The sequence below is a fragment of the Streptomyces sp. NPDC057638 genome, from assembly GCF_042800315.1.
GTDB lineage: Bacteria > Actinomycetota > Actinomycetes > Streptomycetales > Streptomycetaceae > Streptomyces.
This window is the reverse complement of record NZ_JBHVHF010000080.1, coordinates 1-20299: the sequence shown is the minus strand read 5'-3', so window position 1 is coordinate 20299 and position 20299 is coordinate 1. Positions and strand designations below refer to the sequence as shown.

Sequence of the window (20299 nt, the reverse complement as noted above, 5' to 3'; positions counted from 1 at the left end):
ACGGGGGGCGGCTCGGCGAGGTGCTGGTGCCGCGGTGGGCCGGTGGACCGGTTCCCGCGGGCGGAAGACGGTGTGGACCGGCCCGGTCCGCTGGACGCGTCGGATCCGGCGGGGCGACGCGAGGATCCGTCAGCGGACCGGACCGGGGCTGGGGGAGCGCGGGCGGGACGTGTGAAACGGACCTAGCCGACCTTGTAGTCCTTCAGCAGCTTGGTGTTCCACTCCTTCGCCAGCGCGTCCAGGCCGTCCTTCGGGGAGACGTCACCGCGCAGGATCTTCACGTAGTGCTGGTCGAAGGCGACGAACAGATCGCCGACACCGGGGATCACCGGACGGGTCTTCGCGACCGAGAGGGCCTGCTGGAACGCCTTCTTCGCCGGGTCGGCGGTGACGGCGGCGGTGTAGGCGGAGGTGCGCGTCGGGAGGGTGTTGATCTCCTTGGCGGTCAGCTCCTGGCTCTTGGTGGAGGACATGAACTTCACGAAGAGGTAGGCCGCGTCCTTGTTACGGGAGCCCCGGTAGACGGAGTAGTTGTGGCCGCCGATGGGGGCCGCGGCGGTACCGGCGGAACCACCCGGGATGCTGGCGATGCCGAGGTTGTCCTTGTTCTTGAACGCCTTGCCCGCGTAGGCGTCGGAGACCGACCACGGGCCGTTGACGATCATCGCGACCTTGCCGTCCTTGAAGGACGTCTGCGCGGCGACATAGCCGTCGGTGGTGGCGGGCTTCACGGCGACATCGGGCTTGACCAGCTTCAGCGCGGTCTCCATGGCCCTGACCGCCTGCGGGGAGTTGACGGTGATCCGCTTGCCGTCGACATCCAGCATGTCGCCACCCTCGCCGTAGAGGAACGGCAGCGAGAAGTAGCCCTCGGGGTTGAGCTGGGTGCCGGTGACCCCGGTCTTCGCCTTGATCGTCCTGGCGGTGGCGAGGAACTCGTCCCAGGTGGCCGGGGGCCTGGTGATGCCCGCCCTGGCGAAGATCTCCTTGTTGTAGAGCAGCCCGAGGGTGTCGGTGACCTGGGGGACGCCGACCGTCTCGCCCTTGAACTTGGCGGTCTCCAGGGGGCCGGGGAGGAAGTCGGCGGTGTTGTCGAGGGCGGGGGTGCCGTCCAGCGGCTGGAGATAGCCGAGGTTGGCGAAGCCCGCGGACCAGCCGACGTCGGTGCGGATGACGTCCGGGGCGCCCTTGCCGTTCTGGGCGGCGGTCTTGAACTTCTGCTCGGCCTGGTCGAACGAGACCGAGGTGCGGTCGACCTTGATCTTGGGGTACTCCGCCTGGAAGGCGGCGATGAGCTTGTCGTATGTGGGGCCCTCGGCCTCGTTCGAGGTGTCCCACCAGGTGATGGAGCCGCTGACGCTCTGCGGGTCCTCGGCGGCCTTCTTGCCGCTGCTGTCGCTGGTGGTGTCGCTGCCGCCGCAGGCGGTGGCGGTCAGAGCCAGTACGCCCGCTATCGCGGCGACTGTCATGCCCCTGCGCATCATGAACTCCTCGTTGAGATCAGGTGCCCCGCCTGCCTCTGCCTCGGGCCGGGCTGCTGCGGCGTGAAGTTAACAGTCTTGCAAGACTTTGCGAAAGAGTTTTCAGAAAGAAAACGGCCTGTTTTCCCGGTTGTGACCTCGCCGTGTCCTGGGGGTTGACCACGGGTCAGTACTGCTCCTACGGTCTGCTGCCAGCGGGGCGCGGTGCTCGCTGCAAGAACCGGCAGAAAAGTTCAAGAGCCTTTCAGGGCATGACGCGTTGTCTCGCAAGGCGCTTCCCCCACCCGTTGCACAGTGCTGTGCAAGGAGGAGTTATGGCCAGCAGACGCACACCCGGAACCGGAACCAGACAGGGCCTGGCCGCCGCGCTCGCCCTCGTGGCGGGGGCGGCGGTCGCGACAGGCCCGGCGCCCGCCGCCTCGGCGGCGCCGCTCGCGCCGCCCGGTGCCAAGGACGTCACCGCCGTCCTCTTCGCGTGGCGCTTCGACTCGGTCGCCCGCGCCTGCACGGAGCGACTGGGCCCCGACGGCTATGGATACGTGCAGGTCTCGCCCCCGCAGGAACACATCCAGGGCCCCCAGTGGTGGACCTCGTACCAGCCCGTCAGCTACAAGATCGCCGGGCGGCTCGGGGACCGCGCCGCGTTCCAGCGGATGGTGAACACCTGCCACGCCGCCGGGGTCAAGGTCGTCGCCGACGCCGTCATCAACCACATGGCGGCCGGGGACGGTGTGGGGACCGGCGGCTCCCCGTACACCAAGTACGACTACCCCGGTGTCTACTCCGGCTACGACAACGACGACTGCCGCCACCCCATCACCAACTACCAGGACCGCTGGCACGTCCAGCACTGCGAACTCGTCGGACTCGCCGACCTCGACACCGGGGAGGAGTACGTACGCGGCCGGATCGCCGCCTACCTCGACGACCTCCTCTCCCTCGGCGTCGACGGCTTCCGGATCGACGCCGCCAAGCACATGCCCGCCGCCGACCTCACCGCCATCAAGGCCCGGCTGAGCCGCCCCGACGTCTACTGGAAGCAGGAAGCCATCCACGGCGAGGGCGAACCCATCGCCCCCGCGGAGTACCTGGGCACCGGCGACGTCCAGGAGTTCCGCTACGGACGCGACCTGAAGCGGATCTTCCAACGGGAGCGGCTGGCCTACCTCAGGACCTTCGGCGAGGCGTGGGGCTACCTTCCGTCGGCCAAGGCCGGGGTGTTCGTCGACAACCACGACACCGAACGGCTCGGCGACACCCTGAACTACAAGGACGGCGCCGACTACACCCTCGCCAATGTCTACATGCTGGCCTGGCCCTACGGCTCCCCGGACATCCACTCCGGCTACGAGTGGACCGACAAGGACGCCGGGCCGCCGAACGGAGGGCGGGTGGACGCGTGCTGGCGCGACGGCTGGAAGTGCCAGCACGCCTGGCCCGAGATCGCCTCCATGGTCGGGTTCCGCAACGCGGTACGGGGAGAACCGGTGACGCGGTGGTGGGACGACGGCGGTGATGTCATCGCCTTCGGGCGCGGCGGGAAGGGGTTCGTGGCGCTCAACGGGTCGTCCGTGGCGGTGAGCCGGATTTTCGACACCGGGCTGGCGGCGGGGGTCTACTGCGACGTCCAGTCGCGCCGGACCGTCACGGTCCCGGCCTCGGGCCAGCTCCCCGCGACCCTCCCGCCCCGCACGGCCCTCGCCCTCCACACCGGCGCCCGTACCTGCGTGTAGCGCCCCCTGCGGTCGCGGCCCGTACCCGAGGGAGCGGGTCCGTAAGAGACTTTGAGAGCAAGGAGACAACGCGTGTTGAGAGAGCGACGAGTGCGCCAGGCACTCGTCACCGTGACCGCCGCCGCCCTGTGCGTCGGGCTGCTGCCCGCCCTCGCCAGCGCTCAGGCGCCGGGCGAGAAGGCCCCCGCACCCCCCAGCACCAAGGCGCTCGCCGCCGAGGCGGCGCGCGCGGCGCGGGACGATCTGACCCGGGAGCAGTTCTACTTCGTCCTGCCGGACCGTTTCGCCCAGGGCGACCCCCGCAATGACCGGGGCGGTATCCCCGGCGGCCGTCTCGACCATGGCTTCGACCCCACCGACAAGGGCTTCTACCAGGGTGGTGACCTCAAGGGCCTGACCCGGAAGCTGGACTACATCAAGGGTCTCGGCACCACCGCCCTCTGGCTGGCGCCGATCTTCAAGAACCGCCCGGTGCAGGGTGCGGGCAAGGACGCCTCGGCGGCCTACCACGGCTACTGGATCACCGACTTCACCCAGGTGGACCCGCACTTCGGCACCAACGCCGAGCTGCGGGAGCTGATCGACAAGGCCCACGCCAAGGGACTCAAAGTCTTCTTCGATGTGATCACCAATCACACGGCCGACACCGTCGACTACGCGGAGAGGACATACGGCTACAAGCCCAAGGGCTCCCATCCCTATCTCGACCGCACCGGCCGCCCGTTCGACGACCGCGCCGGGGTCCCGGAGGTCGACGCCGACTCCTTCCCGTACACCCCCCGCCCCCGCGACACCGCCAAGGTCCCGGCCTGGCTCAACGACCCCACGATGTACCACAACCGGGGTGATTCGACCTTCGCGGGCGAGAGTTCCGAGCAGGGTGACTTCGCCGGTCTGGACGATCTGTGGACCGAGCGGCCCGAGGTCGTCCGGGGCATGGAGAAGATCTATGAGCGCTGGGTGCGCGACTTCGATATCGACGGGTTCCGTATCGACACGGTGAAACACGTCGACATGGAGTTCTGGACCCAGTGGGCGACGGCGCTGGACACCTACGCCGCCCGGCGGGGCCGCGAGGACTTCTTCATGTTCGGTGAGGTCTACTCGGCCGATCCGGCGGTGACCGCGCCCTATGTGACCCGGGGACGGCTGGATTCCACCCTGGACTTCCCGTTCCAGGACGCGGCGCGGGCCGTCGCCTCGCGGGGCGCGCCCGCCGGGAAGCTGGCGGAGGTGTTCGCGCAGGACCACCGGTACACCGCCGACCGGGCCAACGCCTACAACCAGGTGACGTTCCTCGGCAACCATGACATGGGCCGCTTCGGCACCTTCCTGAAGCAGGACAACCCGGGCGCCAGCGACGCCGAACTGCTGCGCCGGTCCCGGCTCGCCAACGAGCTGATGTTCCTCTCGCGCGGCAACCCGGTCGTCTACTACGGCGATGAGCAGGGCTTCACGGGCGCGGGCGGCGACAAGGACGCCCGGCAGACCCTGTTCGCCTCCACCACCCCGGACTATCTGGACGACGACCAGATCGGCACGGACCGCACCCATGCCCAGGACGCCTACGACACCGGCCATCCGCTCTACCGCTCGATCGCCGCGCTGTCGCGGCTGACCCGCCAGCACCCGGCGCTCCGCGACGGCGTCCAGCTCCCGCGCCATGCCCGAGGCTCGCTCTACGCGCACTCCCGGATCGACCCCGTACAGCCGTATGAGTACGTGGTCGCCGTCAACAACGGCACCGCCCCCACCACCGCGACCCTGACCACCGCCACCCCGCAGAGCCGGTTCCGTCCCCTGTACGGCACCACCGCGCCCGCCACCAGCGACCGCGCCGGACAGCTCACCGTCACCGTCCCCGCGCTCTCCTCCGTCGTGCTGCGCGCCGACCGGACCGTGCCCGAACCGCAGGGCGCGCCCACCATCGGTCTGACGGTCCCGCCCGCCGGGGCCACCGGGGCGGTGGAGATCTCCGCCGACGCCGACGGCGGCACCCTCGGCCGGGTCGTCTTCGCCGCGCAGGCCGGCGACGGCCCCTGGCGCACCCTCGGCACCGCCGACCGCGCGCCCTACCGGGTCACCCAGCACCTCGACCCGAAGCTGGCGCCCGGCACCCCGCTGCGCTACAAGGCCGTCGTCGTGGACGCCCGTGGCCGTACCGCCGCCGCGCTCGGCTCCACCACCTCCGGTACGGTCCCGCCGCCGCGCAAGCCGGTCGCGGTCGAGCGGGAGTACGCCGTCGTCCACTACCGGCGGCCCGGTGGCGACTACGACGGCTGGACGCTGCGCGTCGGCGACCGTGCGGCCGCCTTCACCGGCCGCGACGCCTATGGCGCGTTCGCCTGGGTGAAGCTCGACCAGAACGCGCCGGGTTCCCTCACGTACACCGTCGAGAAGGACGGCCGCGCGGACGGCCCGGCGCGGACCGTCGACCTGGCCCGCACCGGGCAGGTCTGGGTCGCGCAGGGCGAGGACGGGCAGGCCGAGCGCGCGCCCGACGGCGCCTATCCGCCGCAGGACAAGAACACGGCCGTCCTGCACTACCAGCGCCCGGACGGCGCGTACGACGGCTGGGGCCTGCACACCTGGACCGGCGCGGCGAACCCGACCGACTGGGCGAAGCCGCTGACGCCCGTCCGCCAGGACGCGTACGGGGTGACCTTCGAGGTCCCGCTCGCGCCCGGCGCCACCTCGCTCAGCTACATCCTGCACAAGGGCGACGAGAAGGATCAGCCCGCCGACCAGTCCCTGGACTTCGCCACCCACTCCCGCGAGGCGTGGCTGCTCTCCGGCCGGCCGAGGCCGCTGCTGCCGCAGCCCACGGGCGCGGGCTCGCTCGACCTCACCAAGGCCGAGGCGCAGTGGATCGACCGGGACACCGTCGTCTGGAAGGTGAAGGCGACCGACGCCACCAGCGAACAGCTCGTCTACGCGCCCGGTGACCGGCCCCTCACCATCGTGGACGGCGCCCTGAGCGACGAGGGCCGCTGGCTGCGGCTGGGCCGCACCACCCTGACCGAGGCGCAGAAGGCGAAGTTCCCGCACCTCGGGGACTATCCGGCGTTCAGCGTCGACCCGCGCGACCGGGACCGGGTCCCCGCCGCCCTGCGCGGCCAGCTCATCGCCACCCAGCGCGCGGCCTCGGGGGCCCTGCTCGCGGCGACCGGGGTGCAGATACCGGGGGTCCTGGACTCCCTGTACGCGGCCCGGGCCGCCGACGCCCGCCTGGGGCCGGTCTTCACGGCGGGCCGTCCGACGCTGTCGTTGTGGGCCCCCACCGCCCGTACCGTCTCCCTCGAACTCGGCGGCCGGACCGTTCCCATGCGCCGGGACGCGGCGACCGGTGTCTGGTCGGTCCGGGGGACGAAGGGCTGGACCGGCAAGCCCTACCGCTACCGGGTGACCGTCTGGGCCCCCACGGTCCGGAGACTTGTCACCAACCTGGTCACCGACCCCTACTCCACCGCCCTGACCACCGACTCCGCCCGCAGCCTCGTCACCGACCTGGCCGACCCGGCCCTGGCGCCGAAGGGCTGGAAGACGCTGCGGAAACCCGCCGCCGTGCCGCCACGGGACGCCCAGATCCAGGAGCTGCACATCCGTGACTTCTCCGTCGCCGACCGCACCGCCCGCCACCCCGGCCAGTACCTGGCCTTCACCGACCGCGCGTCGCAGGGGATGCGGCACCTGACCAAGCTGGCCCGGAGCGGCACCTCGTACGTCCATCTGCTGCCCGCCTTCGACATCGGCACCATCCCCGAGCGCAAGCGGGACCAGCTGCGGCCCGGGTGCGATCTGTCGGTGTACGCGCCCGACTCGGCCGAACAGCAGGCGTGTATCGCCAAGGTCGCCGCGAAGGACGCCTACAACTGGGGCTACGACCCGCTCCACTACACCGTCCCCGAGGGGTCCTACGCCTCCGACCCCGAGGGAACCCGCCGTACGGTCGAGTTCCGGAAGATGGTCCAGGCCCTCAACGGCACCGGGCTGCGCACGGTCATGGACGTGGTCTACAACCACACCGTCGCCGCCGGGCAGTCCGAGAAGTCGGTGCTGGACCGGATCGTCCCCGGCTACTACCAGCGCCTCCTCGCCGACGGCACCGTCGCCACCTCCACCTGCTGCGCCAACACCGCGCCCGAGAACGCGATGATGGGCAAGCTCGTGGTGGACTCCATCGTCACCTGGGCGAAGGAGTACAAGGTCGACGGCTTCCGGTTCGACCTCATGGGCCACCACCCCAAGGCCAATATGCTCGCCGTGCGCCGGGCGCTCGACGCGCTGACGGTGGCCCGGGACGGCGTCGACGGGAAGCGGATCCTGCTCTACGGGGAGGGCTGGAACTTCGGCGAGATCGCCGACGACTCCCGCTTCGTCCAGGCCACCCAGAAGAACATGGCCGGGACCGGCATCGCCACCTTCTCCGACCGCGCCCGCGACGCCGTCCGGGGCGGCGGGCCCTTCGACGAGGACCCCGGCGTCCAGGGCTTCGCCTCCGGCCTCTACACCGACCCCAACCCGGCCGTCCCGCAGGGCAGCCCGGCCGAGCAGCGCGCCCGGCTGCTCCACTACCAGGACCTGATCAAGGTCGGGCTCACCGGCAACCTCGCCGACTACACCCTCACCGACAGCACGGGCCGCACGGTCAAGGGCTCCGAGGTCGACTACAACGGCGCCCCGGCCGGATACGCCGCCGCCCCCGGCGACGCCCTCGCCTACAGCGACGCCCACGACAACGAGACCCTCTACGACGCGCTCGCCTTCAAACTGCCCGCGACCACCTCACCCGCCGACCGGGCCCGGGCCCAGGTCCTGGCGATGGCGGTCTCCACCCTGGCGCAGGGCCCCTCGCTCTCCCAGGCCGGAACCGACCTGCTGCGCTCGAAGTCGCTCGACCGCAACTCCTACGACAGCGGTGACTGGTACAACGCCCTCCACTACGACTGCCGCGACGGCAACGGCTTCGGCCGTGGACTGCCGCCCGCCGCCGACAACCAGCCCAAGTGGCCGCACGCCAGACCGCTGCTCACCGCGCCCGGACTGACCGTCGGCTGCGCCCAGATCGAGGGCGCGTCCGCCGCCTTCCGCGACCTCCAGACCATCCGTACCACCGAACCCGCCCTCAGCCTGCCGACGGCCCAGGCGGTACGGGAGGCCGTGTCCTTCCCGCTCTCCGGGCCGGGAGAGACGCCGGGCGTCATCACCATGACGGCGGGTGACCTGGTGGTCGTCTTCAACGCGACCCCGGCGGCGCGGGAACAGCGGGTGCCGTCGCTGGCGGGCACCGGATACACCCTCCACCCGGCGCAGTCCTCGGGCTCCGACCCCGTGGTGCGCTCCTCCGCCTACGACCGCGCCTCCGGCACCTTCACCGTCCCGGCGCGTACGGTGGCGGTCTTCTCCCGCTCCTGACGCGAGGGGGCGCCCCGTCCGGGGCGCCCCCATGAGCCGACCTGCTCCTGCCTATGCCTGGCGGCTTCGCTGCCGGGGCACCACCGGCACCACCGGTGCCGCCAGCACCAGCAGCCGGGCGGCCAGATCGCCGAACGGCCCCCGCGCCGTCTCGCCCTCCAGCGCCCGCGAGATCACCTCGGCCGTCTCCTCGTCGTACGCCGCGCCGACCGCGCACAGCGCCGCGAAGTCCTGCACCAGCTTCCGCTCCAGCTCCGCGCGCGGCACCTCGCGGCCATCCAGCCACAGCAGCGCCGTCGTCTCCGCGAGCGACACCCAGGACCGCACCACCAGCGCCAGCCGCACCGGGGGCCGGTCCACCCTCAGATGGGCCAGGATCTCCTCGTACGCGGCCTTCCGTACCTCGTCGACCATCGCGTTGGTGGTCGTGGACCCCGCCGACGGGCCACCGCGCATCAGCGCGGAGAAACCGGGCCCGTGCTCGTCCACGAAGTCGAAGAACCGGCCCATCACCCGCAGCAGCCGCAGACCGAGAGGGCCCTCATGGGGCTCCCGGAACCGGGTGGCCAGCTCGTCGGCCGCGCGCCGCAGCGCCGCCTCGTACAGCGACTGCTTGCCCGGGAAGTAGTGGTAGACCAGCGGCCGGGAGATCCCGGCCGCCTGGGCGATCTCATCGATGGAGACCTCGTCGGGGGAGCGGGAGCTGAACAACTCCAGCGCCACGCCGATCAGTTGCTCTCTGCGCTCCTTGACGCCCATCCTGCGGCGCACCCCGGTCGTCATGGACTCAGAGTACCCAGCCGCCTAGCGCAACAGTTCGGACCGGGGCGGCCGCGCGACGGGGATCAGCCACCCGCGTTCAGACCCGTTCCGCGGCCCTCTCCCGTTCCGCGCCGTCCGTGCCGCCCACGCCGTGCTCCATCACCGGCAGCCGCCGCAGGGCCCTCGGGGTACGCCAGTTGCGTTCCCCCAGCAGCGCCATCACCGACGGCAGCAGCACCATCCGTACCACCGTCGCGTCCAGCAGCACCGCGACCGCCAGTCCCACCCCCATCTGCTTCATGTCCTGCATGGAGAGGGTGCCGAAGACGGCGAAGACGGCGACCATGATGGCGGCCGCGCCCGTGATGGCGCCCGCCGTGGAGCGGATGCCCTCGGCGATGGCGGCGGGGGTGGTGGCGCCGTGGTCACGGGCCTCGCGGATCCGGGAGACGACGAAGACGTGGTAGTCCATGGAGAGGCCGAAGAGGACGACGAGGACGAAGAGCGGGATCCAGCTCTGGATCGCGCCCACCGCCTCCGTGCCGAGGAGCGAGGCTCCCCAGCCGTGCTGGAAGACGGCGACCATCACTCCGTACGCGGCGGCGACGGAGAGCAGGTTGAGGGCGATCGAGGTCAGGGCGATGACATAGGAGCGGAAGCAGAAGAGCATCAGCAGGAACGTCACGGCGGTGATGAAGGCGAGCACCGGGGCGATGCCGCGCCGCAGCTGGTCGTTGAAGTCGACGGACTCGGCCAGCTCTCCGGTGACGTACGCCGTCGCGCCGGTGCCGTCGAAGGCGGCGGGGACGGTCTTCTCGCGCAGGGTGGTCAGGGCCGCCTTGGAGCGGGAGTCGCCGCCGTCACCGGCGAGCGGTACCTCGATCTCGGCGATGTTCTCGGCGCGGTGGACGGTGACCGCGTCGAAGCGGGCCAGCGCCGTACGGACCTCGGGGGCGTCGATGTCATCGGCCGCGACGACCACACGGGCGGGCTCCGGGCCGCCGGGGAAGCTGCGGGTGATGCGGTCGTGGGCGATGGCCAGGGTGGAGTCGGAGCCGAACTGCTTGTCCATGCCGAGCTGTTCGGTGCGGATGCCGAGGGCGGGGGCCGCGAGCGCCAGCAGGATGACGGTTCCCAGGGCCGCGAAGAGCTTCGGGCGGGTCAGGACGGGCCGCAGCAGCCGCGCGGCGAACGCGCCCCCCTGCTGCCCGGCCGCCCGGGCCCCCCGGCGCCGTCCCAGCAGCGGCACCCGGCCCGCGTCCACCCGGTCGCCCAGCCACGCCAGCAGCGCCGGGAGCACGGTCACCGACCCCACCATCGCGATGGCCACCACCAGGATCGTCGCGACGGCGAAACCCTCGAAGAGCATCAGCCCGGAGAGGAACATCCCCGCCATGGCCACCATCACCGTGAGCCCGGAGACCAGCACCGCCCGCCCGCTCGTGGCGGCGGCGATCCGCAGCGCGGTGTCGGCGTCCCGGCCCGCCGCGCGTTCGTCGCGCTCGCGGCGCAGGTAGAAGAGGCAGTAGTCGACGCCGACGGCCAGCCCCATCAGGAACATCACCGAGTAGGTGGTCGTGAAGAGGTGGAGCTGGTGGCTGACGAGCGCCAGCAGTCCGTACGCGGCGGCGCAGGCGGTCAGCGCCAGGGCGACCGGCAGCAGCGCGGCGACCACCGCGCCGAACGCGACCAGCAGGATGCCGAGCGCGAGCGGGATCGCCGTCAGCTCCGCCTTGACGAAGTCGTCGGCGAGCAGGTCGTTGAGCCACTTCTCGGCGCTGGCCTCGCCGAACTGGTGCAGCTCCACCTCCGGGTGGGCGTCCGCGGTCTCCCGTACCGCGTCGAGGACGGGCGGGACGCGGTCCGCCGCCTGCTCGGAGTCGCCGCGCATCTCGAACGTGACCAGCGCCTCCCGGCCGTCCTTCGAGGCGAGCGGGGCGCCGGTGTTCTGGACCCGGCCGGTCTCCTTCAGCGCCCGGACCAGATCGCCCGCGGCGCGCTCCCAGCCGCCCGGGGAGTCCGCGGCCACCAGGACCGTCTCGGCGGCCGGGCTGTCCAGGCCCGCGTCGTCGAGGATCTTCTGGGCGCGGGCCGAGTCGCCGGTGCCCTGCTCGGACTCGGTCATCTCCACGGTGCCGGACGCGCCCCCGAGGACGGCGGCCAGGACCACGAACAGCAGCCAGCCGAGGATGGCCTTCTTACGGTGGTGCGCGCTCCATACGCCGACGCGCGCGGCGAGGTTGCCCCTCATCGGTTCTCTTTCTCTCCCACGACTTCTCTCCCACGACACGGCCTGGGCCACGTCCTGCCTGGTCGGCGGCGCCGCTGCGCGCCGGGTTACGACGCTAGGAGCCGGGCCCGCGCGTCCCCAGCCGTCAGGCCCCCCTCCGCCCGGGGGCTGGGGCGAGCCCCGGGGGGTGGTGCCAGCACCACCCCCCTCCGGTGTCAGGGGCCCGTGCCAGGGACGATGCCCCGGGGAGAGACTGGTCCCGCGTGCGCGGTGCGACGGCGTACGGAACGGACGTACACGCGTACAGAAGTACGGACGTACGCAGATGAGGGAGAGGGCCGATGGGCGGGCGGGCGACAGGGGACGGCGCGGGCGGCGTGGACGAGAGTGCCGGGGGCTTCGGGGAGCGGGCCCGTGACGCCCTGCTCGCCAGCGGGCGGGGACTGGCCCTCGGGCTGCTCGGGATCACCGTGTCGGTGCTGCTCTTCGTGCTCTCCCTGGTGTCGGTCGTGCTGATCCCCCTCGGGGTGGGCGTGTTCACCACCCCGGCCCTGCTCGGTCTGGTGCGCGCCCACGCCGCCCGGCGGCGGCTGCTGGCCGCGCGCTGGACCGGGACCCGGATCCCGGCCTCGTACCGTGCGGTCCGCGACCCCCGCACCGGGATCACCGGCCAGGTCGAGCGCTGCGCGGTGATGCTGAAGGACCCGGCGACCTGGCGGGACATCCAGTGGCTGCTGGTGGATATGACGGCGGGCGCGGTCGTCGCCCTGCTCGCCCCGGGCCTGATCCTCAACGGCCTCTTCGGGATCCTGCTGGTGCTCGGCCTGTGGGTGCCGATCGTGGACGCCAACAACGCCGCGTACTGGTACACCTTCGTCCCCGTGAACGGCTGGGGTACGGCGGGACTGGCCGCCCTCGTCGGCGCCGGGCAGCTCGCGGCGGCGGTGTGGGGCAACACCGCTCTCGTACGGACCCATATGGTGCTGACGGGCGCCGCCCTCAAGCCCGGCCGGGAGCGGGAACTGGAGGAGCGGATCGGGCGGCTCACCGAGACCCGGCACGATGCCGTGGACTCCTCGGCGGCCGAGCTGCGCCGCATCGAACGCGACCTCCACGACGGCGCGCAGGCGCGGCTGGTCGCGGTCGGGATGAGCCTCGGCACGGTCGAGGCGCTGCTGGAGAAGGACCCGGAGAAGGCCCGTGAGCTGCTGGCGGCCGCGCGCGCGACCTCCGCCGAGGCCCTGGCCGAACTGCGCGACCTGGTGCGCGGGATCCATCCGCCCGTGCTGGCCGAACGGGGTCTCGGCGACGCCGTGCGCGCCCTCGCCCTGCGGCTGCCGCTGGCCGTCGAGGTGGACGTGGAACTCCCGGGCCGGGCGGAGGAGCCGGTGGAGTCGGCGGCCTACTTCGCCGTCAGCGAGGCCCTCGCCAACGCGGTCAAGCACGCCGGTGCCCGGCGGATCTGGGTGGACATCTCCTACGAGCAGGACGCGATCCGCGTCTCCGTCACCGACGACGGGCGCGGCGGGGCACGGATCGGCGCCGGATCGGGGCTGACCGGGGTGGAGCGGCGGCTGGGTACATTCGACGGCGTCCTGGCCGTCAGCTCGCCCGCGGGCGGCCCCACCATGGTCACCATGGAGATCCCTTGCGCGTTGTCCTAGCCGAAGACCTCTTCCTGCTCCGCGACGGGCTGGTGCGCCTGCTGGAGGCGTACGGCTGCGAGATCGTCGCGGCGGTGGAGAGCGGCCCCGAACTCACCCGGGCGCTGGCGGAACTCGACCCGGACGTCGCCGTCGTCGATGTCCGGCTCCCCCCGTCCCACACCGACGAGGGCCTCCAGTGCGCCCTCGCCGCCCGCCGCGCCCGCCCCGGACTGCCGGTCCTCGTCCTCTCCCAGCACGTGGAACGGCTGTACGCGCGGGAACTGCTCGCCGACGGCGACGGCGGGGTGGGCTATCTCCTCAAGGACCGGGTCTTCGACGCCGACCAGTTCGTGGACGCGGTCCGCCGGGTCGCGGCGGGCGGCACCGCGATGGACCCCCAGGTGATCTCCCAGCTGCTGGACCGCCGCGCCAAGGACCGCCCCCTGGGCGGGCTCACCCCGCGCGAGGTCGAGGTCCTGGAACTGATGGCCCAGGGCCGCTCCAACGCGGCCATCGCCGCCGCCCTGGTGGTGACCGAACGCGCGGTCGCCAAACACACCTCCAACATCTTCGCGAAGCTGGGGCTGCCGGTCTCGGACGACGACAACCGCCGGGTGCTGGCGGTGCTGGCGTATCTGGACCGCTGACCGCCGCGCGCTGACCGCCGCCCGCAACCGCTGACCGCACCCGGCCCGGCGGCAGGAAGGCCGTCCGTGACAGCAAGACGCCCCAGGGCCCCGTCCTCACGCTGTCCCGCCGCGCTGTCCCGCCACGCTGTCCCGCCGCGCCTGGACGGGGCCTGGTGACCCTCGCCCGTAGCACCACTCTCCAGCGCGGGCCCCGCCCCGCCCGGCTCCCCCGCCGGGCGGGGTTTCCGCTGTCCGGAGGCCCGGTTCGCGAGGACTCCGCCATCAGTGCGGGTTCCCCTTCGCCACCGCCCCGCCGTCCGTGTCGCTGGGCGCGGTCCCGGTAGCGTGCGCCGCGCACAGCACGGCGGCACCACGGAGGCACGGATGGCGAACCCCGGGCGACACCACGGCGGCCCCTCCCGCAGGGTCCTCGTGGGGAGCGCCGCCGCGCTCGGTGCCGCCGCCGCGCCGACCCCGGCGGCCGCCCGGGCCCGGCGCGCGCCCACCGCACCCGCCCGTGCCGCCCTCGCCCGGCTGCTGCCCGCCCACGCGGCCCAGTTCCACCTCCGTACGCTGTCCGCCGACGGTCCCGACCGGTTCCGTGTCACCGGTACCCCCGGCCGGATCGAGGTCGCGGCCACCACCCCCGTCGCCGCCCTCACCGGCGTCCACTGGTATCTGAAGTACGTCTGTGACGCGCATCTGTCCTGGTCGGGCTCGCAGCTCCGGCTTCCGCGCACCCTGCCCGCGCCCGCCCGGCCGCTGGAGCGGGCGGCGACCGTCGCGCACCGGTTCGCGCTCAACGACACCCATGACGGCTACACCGGCCCGTACGCCGACTGGGCGCACTGGGAGCGGCTGATCGACCTCCTCGCCGTCCACGGCTGTGACGAGGTGCTGGTCACCCCCGGCCAGGAGGCCGTCTACCACCGGCTGCTGACCGGGTTCGGCTACTCCGACGCCGAGGCGCGCGCCTGGCTGCCCGCGCCCTCGCACCAGCCGTGGTGGCTGCTCCAGAACCTCAGCGGGTACGGGGGGCCGCTCTCGCCCGCGCTGCTGGCGGCCCGTACCGCGCTCGGGCGGCGGATCACGGACCGGCTGCGGGAGCTGGGCATGCGGCCGGTGCTGCCGGGCTACTTCGGGACCGTGCCGGAGGGGTTCGCCGGGCGGGTGGCGGGGGCGCGGGTGGTGCCGCAGGGGGAGTGGATGGGGCTGCGGCGGCCCGACTGGCTCGATCCGCGCTGTCCCGCGTTCGCACGGGTCGCCGCCGCGTTCTACCGGCATCAGCGGGAGCTGTTCGGGGCGGCGGTGAGGGCGCCGGGGCCGGACGCGACACGGCGTCGCGCCACGGCCGCCGACCGGCCCCCGCTGTTCAAGATGGATCTGCTGCACGAGGGCGGCACCGCCGGGGACGTTCCGGTGCCCGAGGCGGCGCGCGCGGTCGAGCGGGCGTTGCGGGCCGCGCATCCGGAGGCGGTGTGGGTGCTGCTCGGCTGGATGGAGAACCCGCTGCCCGAGCTGCTGGCGGCGCTGGACCCGGCGCGGACCCTGGTCGTGGACGGGCTCTCCGACCTCGACGCGGTCGCCGATCGCGAGCGGGCCTGGGGTTCGGTTCCGTACGCCTTCGGGACCATCCCCAACTTCGGCGGGCGGACCACGCTCGGCGCCAACACCGACCGCTGGACCGAGCGGTTCACCCGCTGGCGGGACCGGCCCGGGAGCGCGCTCACCGGGACCGCGTTCATGCCGGAGGCCAGTGGCCGCGACCCGGCCGCGCTGGAACTCTTCACCGAACTGGCCTGGCGTGCGGAGCCGGTGGACCGGGCGGAGTGGTTCGCCCGGTACGCGCGCTTCCGGTACGGCGGTGAGGATCCCGCCGCACAGCAGGCGTTCCAGGCGCTCGCGACCACCGTGTACGCGCTGACCAGCGACGACGGCCGCCCGCATGACTCACTCTTCACCCATCGGCCCACCCTCGCGCCCGCGCCGGGCCCCGCCTATGACCCGGCCGGACTCGACCGGGCGTTCGCGGCGCTGCTGCGGGTCGCCCCGGCGCTGCGGGACTGCGACGCCTACCGGTACGACCTCGCCGATCTGGCCCGGCAGGCGCTGGCCAATCGCTCCCGCACCCTCCACCCACTGCTGCGCGCCGCCCACGCCGACGGGGACGCGGTGACCTTCCGCGCCGTCTCCGCGCTCTGGCTGCGGCTGATGCGGCTGGCCGACGGGCTCGCGGGCACCCGTCCCGAGCTGCTGCTGGGTCCCTGGCTGGCCGGGGCCAGGCGCGGTGCCACCGGCCCCGCCGAGGCGGACGCCCTGGAGCGCACCGCCCGGGTGCTGGTGACGACCTGGGGCGACCGGAGGGTCGCGGAGCACTTGAGCAACTACGCGGCCCGGGACTGGCACGGGCTGCTCGCCGATCTCCACCTTCCCCAGTGGGAGGCGTTCCTGGGGGAGCGGGCGGAGGCGCTGGCGGCGGGCCGGGAGCCGGTGGAGACCGACTGGTACCCGGGGGAGGAGCGCTGGACCCGGGAGCGGAGGAGCTATCCGACCCGGCCGACGGGCGACCCCTTCCGCTGGGCGCGGCGGGTGTACGAGACGCTGGCCGCCGCGCCCTATCAGGGGCTCATGGAGGTCGGCCGGGACCGGACGACCCTGACGGGACGGTTCCGCAACCTCAATGGACTCCGCGCCACCGGGCCGGTCGAACTGACCCTGACCGGGGCCGAAGCCGAGCCCCTCACCTCCACCACGCTGCCGCCGGTCCCGCCCGGAGGTTCCGCTTCCGTCTCCTGGCGGCTCCGGGACGCCTCGGCCCCCTATCGGCTCACCGTCCGCTACGGGCCCCGGGGCGAGCCACCGGTCACCATCGGGCACCACGGGCGCCCGGCGCCCTGACGATCAACCCCTGGGGATACCCGGGTGGTTGGGGCACCATGGCCGCAGGTGATCGCACTTGATCACCTATGACCGCACCTGACCGTACGAACCCAGGGGGTACCGCATGACAACGCGCCGGACACTGCTGGCCATGGGCGCCGGAACGGCCGCCGCCAGTGCGATGGGGGCCGGACCGGCGGCAGCGCACCCGGGCGGCAGCGCGACCGGGACGGCGGCGCACCGAGGCGGCGACGGGAGCCGACCGGCGGCGCACCCGGGTCGCGACGGGAGCGAACCGGTCTACGACCAGCCCCTCGGCATCGCGCTGGAGGGCTACCCCTCCGCCTACCCGGTGCGCTACCTCCGCCTGGTCAACCAGGGCGAGACGGTGAACATGGCCTATCTCGACCTCACCCCCGCCGCGCCCGCCACCGGCCGTACCGTCCTCCTCCTCCACGGCAAGAACTTCGACGGCGGCGCCTGGGAGCCCACCGCCCGCGCCCTGGCGAAGGCCGGCCACCGGGTCATCGTGCCCGACCAGATCGGCTTCGGCCGCTCCTCCAAGCCCGCGCTCGACTACTCCTTCGAACTGCTCGCGGCCAACACCGTCGCCCTGCTGGACCGGCTCGGCGTCGACCGCGCCGATGTGATCGGGCACTCCATGGGCGGGATGCTCGCCGTCCGCTTCGCCCTGCTCCACCCCGGGCGCACCGGAAAGGTCGTGCTCGCCAACCCCGTCGGCCTGGAGGAGTACCGGGGCCTGGTCCCCGCGCACACCACCGAGCGGCTCTTCGCGGACGAACTCGCCAACACCGACCTGACCGCGATCCGCGCCTTCTACCGTTCGTACGTCGTGCACTGGCGCCGCGCCTACGAGCGCAATGTGGAGATCCGCTACCGGATCACCCTCTCCGCCGAGTACCCGCGCTGGGCGCTGGCCTCAGCGCACACCTACCAGATGGCCTACCACCAGCCCGTACTCGGCGACTTCCCCCGGCTGCGGGTGCCGGTGCTGCTGGTGATCGGGCAGGAGGACCGGGCGGCGATCGGCAAGAACTACGCCACCCCGGAGGACCGGGCCAAGCTGGGGAACTATCCGGTACTGGGCCGCCGGGCCGCCGCCGCCATCCCCGGCGCACGGCTCGTGGAACTCCCCGGCGTCGGCCATCTGCCCCAGCTGGAGAGCCCGACCCGCTTCCTCCAGGAGGTCCTGGACTTCCTGCGGGCCTGACCTCGGAGTGGGGTGCCCCCGCCCTGGCGGGGGCTCTTTCCTGGACACCCCCTCCTCAGCGCCCGCCCCAGATGGCACCATGTGCACACCATGTCGCCGCGTGCCCCCCACAGTCCCCACACCCCGCGCACCCTGCGGGCGCTGCTCTTCTCGGCCGTCTGCGTCTCCCTCGCCGCCCTCGGCCACACCGCCGCCTCCACCCATGACCTTCCGCTGACCTCACTGGCCGTGCCCTTCGCCGCCACCACCGCGCTGGCCTGGCTGGGCGCGGCCCGGCCCCGGGGCCCGGTCACCCTCGGTCTGGGACTGCTGGCGGCCCAGGGCGGGCTGCACGCGTACTTCGCGCGGGCGGGACTGCACACCCCGGCACCGGCCGCCCACCACACCGCCCCACCCGCCCCGGCCCTGGACACGGGCGCCCTGGGTACGGCCGCCCCCGCCCTGGACACCGGCGCCATGATCGCCGCCCATCTCCTCGCCGCCGCCCTCTGCGGTGTCTGGCTGGCCCGGGGTGAGACGGCCTTCCTGCGGCTGGCGCACGCGGTCGCCGCGCTCGCCTTCGTACCGCTGCGGCCACCCACCCCCGTACCGCTGCCCGCGCACCCCCGCCCACGCCCCGCGCGGCGGCGCGCCGACGCCCGCCGCCTCTGGGCGCTGCTCGGACACAGCGTGGTGCGCCGGGGGCCGCCCACGGCCCGCGCACCTCACACCACGGTCCCTGGAGCAGCCGTCTGACCTGGGGGCCGATCCCCCATGTCCGACTCACATCCCCAGGATGACCATGTCCTCAGACACATCAGTCACCCCTGCCCAGGGCACGACCGAGACCGAGCGGGAGGTGGCCGCGTCCGGCGCCTCCACCTGGAGCGCGCTGCGGCCCCTGCTCCTTCGGATCCACTTCTACGCGGGGCTGCTGATAGCGCCCCTGCTGCTGATAGCGGCGGTCAGCGGACTGCTGTACGCCCTCTCCTTCCAGGCGGAGAAGTTCGTCTACCGCGACGAACTGACCGTCCCCGTCGGCGAACGCGTCCTGCCCCTCGCCGACCAGCTCGAAGCCGCCCGCGAGGCCCGCCCCGACGGCACCGTCACCGCCGTGTGGCCCAGCTCCGAGGAGGGCGCCACCACCCGCGTCCTGATGGACGCCCCCGGCACCCCCGAGGGCCGCTCGCTCGCCGTCTTCGTCGACCCGTACACGGCGGAGGTACGCGGGGAACTCCCCTCCTACGGCAGCTCCGGCGCCCTGCCGCTGCGCACCTGGCTCGACGAACTCCACCGCGATCTGCACCTCGGTGAGGCCGGCCGCTTCTACAGCGAACTCGCCGCGAGCTGGCTGTGGGTGGTCGCCCTCGGCGGGCTGCTGCTCTGGGTGGGCCGCCGCAGGCAGCGCCGCCGGGCCCTGATCGTGCCCGAGCGCGGTGCCACCGGCCGCCGCCGCACCCTGTCCCTGCACGGCACGGTCGGCCTGTGGGCCGCGGTCGGTCTGGTGGCGCTCTCGGCGACCGGGCTGACCTGGTCCCGCTGGGCGGGCGAGAACATCGGCGCCGTCCAGGACCAGCTCGGCGGCGCGACCCCGGCGGTCTCCGCCGCGCTCGACCCCTCCGCCCCGGCCGGTGACGAGCACGCGGGCCACCACGGCGGCGGCCACTCCGGGCCGCACCAGGGCGCGGACATCGGCGTCGACCGGGTCCTGGAGGCGGCCCGCTCGGCGGGCGTCGACGGCAAGGTGGCGCTCACCCTGCCCAGCGAGGGAACCGGCTATCTGGTGAAGGAGACGGACACCGTCTTCCCGGTCAAGCTCGACTCGGTCGCCATCAACCCCGCCGACGGTTCGGTGATCGACCAGGTCCGCTTCGCCGACTATCCGCTGCTGGCCAAGCTCACCCGGTTCGGCATCGACGCCCATATGGGCGTCCTGTTCGGCCTGCCCAACCAGCTCGCCCTCGCCGCGCTCGCCGGGGCGCTGGTCCTGCTGATCCTGTGGGGCTACCGGATGTGGTGGCAGCGCAGGCCCGTGCGCGCGGACGGCACGCGCGCCCTCGGCGGCCGTCCCATCCCGCGCGGTGCCTGGCGCCGCGTCCCGCTGCCCGCGCTGCTGCCGCTGGCGGCGGCGACGGCGGTCGTGGGCTGGTTCGTCCCGCTGCTCGGCGTCACGCTGGTCGCGTTCCTCGTCGTCGACCTCGCGGTGGGCGCGGTCACCCGCCTGCGCGCCGGACGCGGCACCGGCGACGCGACCGGCTGACCGTACGCAGGCCATTCCCGCCCGGCGACGGGAGAGGGCCCGGCTCATGGAGC

At 73.1% G+C, this 20299-nt stretch carries 9 protein-coding genes and 2 pseudogenes; 8 read left to right on the top strand and 3 right to left on the bottom strand.

The window, feature by feature from the left end; all coding sequences use genetic code 11:
- Positions 1-182: 182 nt before the first annotated feature.
- Positions 183-1481, bottom strand: coding sequence for an extracellular solute-binding protein (locus ACFVIM_RS14155; RefSeq protein WP_384300979.1), 1299 nt, complete (start codon positions 1479-1481; stop codon positions 183-185).
- A gap of 314 nt (positions 1482-1795) precedes the next feature.
- Between ACFVIM_RS14155 and ACFVIM_RS14150 the strand changes: the two are divergent.
- Together ACFVIM_RS14150 and pulA are read left to right on the top strand one after the other, a co-directional pair.
- A pseudogene (locus ACFVIM_RS14150) lies at positions 1796-3208 on the top strand (alpha-amylase family protein); the annotation flags it as partial.
- Between the two features lie 78 nt (positions 3209-3286).
- Positions 3287-8629 (top strand): pullulanase-type alpha-1,6-glucosidase, encoded by a 5343-nt coding sequence (gene pulA / locus ACFVIM_RS14145; protein ID WP_384300978.1) that lies wholly within the window; start codon positions 3287-3289, stop codon positions 8627-8629.
- 51 nt (positions 8630-8680) lie between these two features.
- Here the strand turns inward: pulA and ACFVIM_RS14140 are convergent, their stop codons facing one another.
- Together ACFVIM_RS14140 and ACFVIM_RS14135 are read right to left on the bottom strand one after the other, a co-directional pair.
- Complete coding sequence (locus ACFVIM_RS14140) at positions 8681-9412, bottom strand: TetR/AcrR family transcriptional regulator (RefSeq protein ID WP_384300977.1); 732 nt, start codon at positions 9410-9412, stop codon at positions 8681-8683.
- Between the two features lie 76 nt (positions 9413-9488).
- Complete coding sequence (locus ACFVIM_RS14135) at positions 9489-11642, bottom strand: MMPL family transporter (RefSeq protein ID WP_384300976.1); 2154 nt, start codon at positions 11640-11642, stop codon at positions 9489-9491.
- Positions 11643-11962: 320 nt separating this feature from the next.
- Between ACFVIM_RS14135 and ACFVIM_RS14130 the strand changes: the two genes are divergently transcribed.
- The 6 genes and pseudogenes from ACFVIM_RS14130 to ACFVIM_RS14105 all read left to right on the top strand — a co-directional run bounded on the left by ACFVIM_RS14130 (position 11963) and on the right by ACFVIM_RS14105 (position 20246).
- Entirely contained in the window at positions 11963-13285 is a 1323-nt protein-coding gene (locus tag ACFVIM_RS14130; RefSeq protein ID WP_384300975.1) for a sensor histidine kinase, read from the top strand.
- Positions 13270-13914 (top strand): LuxR C-terminal-related transcriptional regulator, encoded by a 645-nt coding sequence (locus tag ACFVIM_RS14125; protein ID WP_384300974.1) that lies wholly within the window; start codon positions 13270-13272, stop codon positions 13912-13914. Before ACFVIM_RS14130 ends, ACFVIM_RS14125 begins: the two co-directional genes overlap by 16 nt.
- A 366-nt stretch (positions 13915-14280) precedes the next feature.
- Positions 14281-16779 (top strand): annotated as a pseudogene (locus ACFVIM_RS14120) (alpha-N-acetylglucosaminidase); the annotation flags it as partial.
- 121 nt (positions 16780-16900) lie between these two features.
- Positions 16901-18007 (top strand): alpha/beta fold hydrolase, encoded by a 1107-nt coding sequence (locus tag ACFVIM_RS14115; RefSeq protein ID WP_384300973.1) that lies wholly within the window; start codon positions 16901-16903, stop codon positions 18005-18007.
- A 90-nt stretch (positions 18008-18097) separates the two neighbouring features.
- A complete protein-coding gene (locus ACFVIM_RS14110) occupies positions 18098-18742 on the top strand; it encodes a hypothetical protein (RefSeq protein WP_384300972.1) in 645 nt (214 codons plus the stop codon).
- 46 nt (positions 18743-18788) lie between these two features.
- Positions 18789-20246, top strand: a complete 1458-nt coding sequence (locus ACFVIM_RS14105) for a PepSY-associated TM helix domain-containing protein (protein WP_384300988.1) — start codon at positions 18789-18791, stop codon at positions 20244-20246.
- Positions 20247-20299 lie beyond the last annotated feature (53 nt).

Coding starts and splice junctions, on each gene's coding strand:
- ACFVIM_RS14110 (WP_384300972.1), top strand. CDS start 18,098: ATGTCGCCGCGTGCCCCCCACAGTCCCCACACCCCGCGCACCCTGCGG.
- ACFVIM_RS14105 (WP_384300988.1), top strand. CDS start 18,789: ATGTCCTCAGACACATCAGTCACCCCTGCCCAGGGCACGACCGAGACC.
- ACFVIM_RS14130 (WP_384300975.1), top strand. CDS start 11,963: ATGGGCGGGCGGGCGACAGGGGACGGCGCGGGCGGCGTGGACGAGAGT.
- ACFVIM_RS14140 (WP_384300977.1), bottom strand. CDS start 9,412: ATGACGACCGGGGTGCGCCGCAGGATGGGCGTCAAGGAGCGCAGAGAG.
- ACFVIM_RS14135 (WP_384300976.1), bottom strand. CDS start 11,642: ATGAGGGGCAACCTCGCCGCGCGCGTCGGCGTATGGAGCGCGCACCAC.
- ACFVIM_RS14155 (WP_384300979.1), bottom strand. CDS start 1,481: ATGCGCAGGGGCATGACAGTCGCCGCGATAGCGGGCGTACTGGCTCTG.
- ACFVIM_RS14115 (WP_384300973.1), top strand. CDS start 16,901: ATGACAACGCGCCGGACACTGCTGGCCATGGGCGCCGGAACGGCCGCC.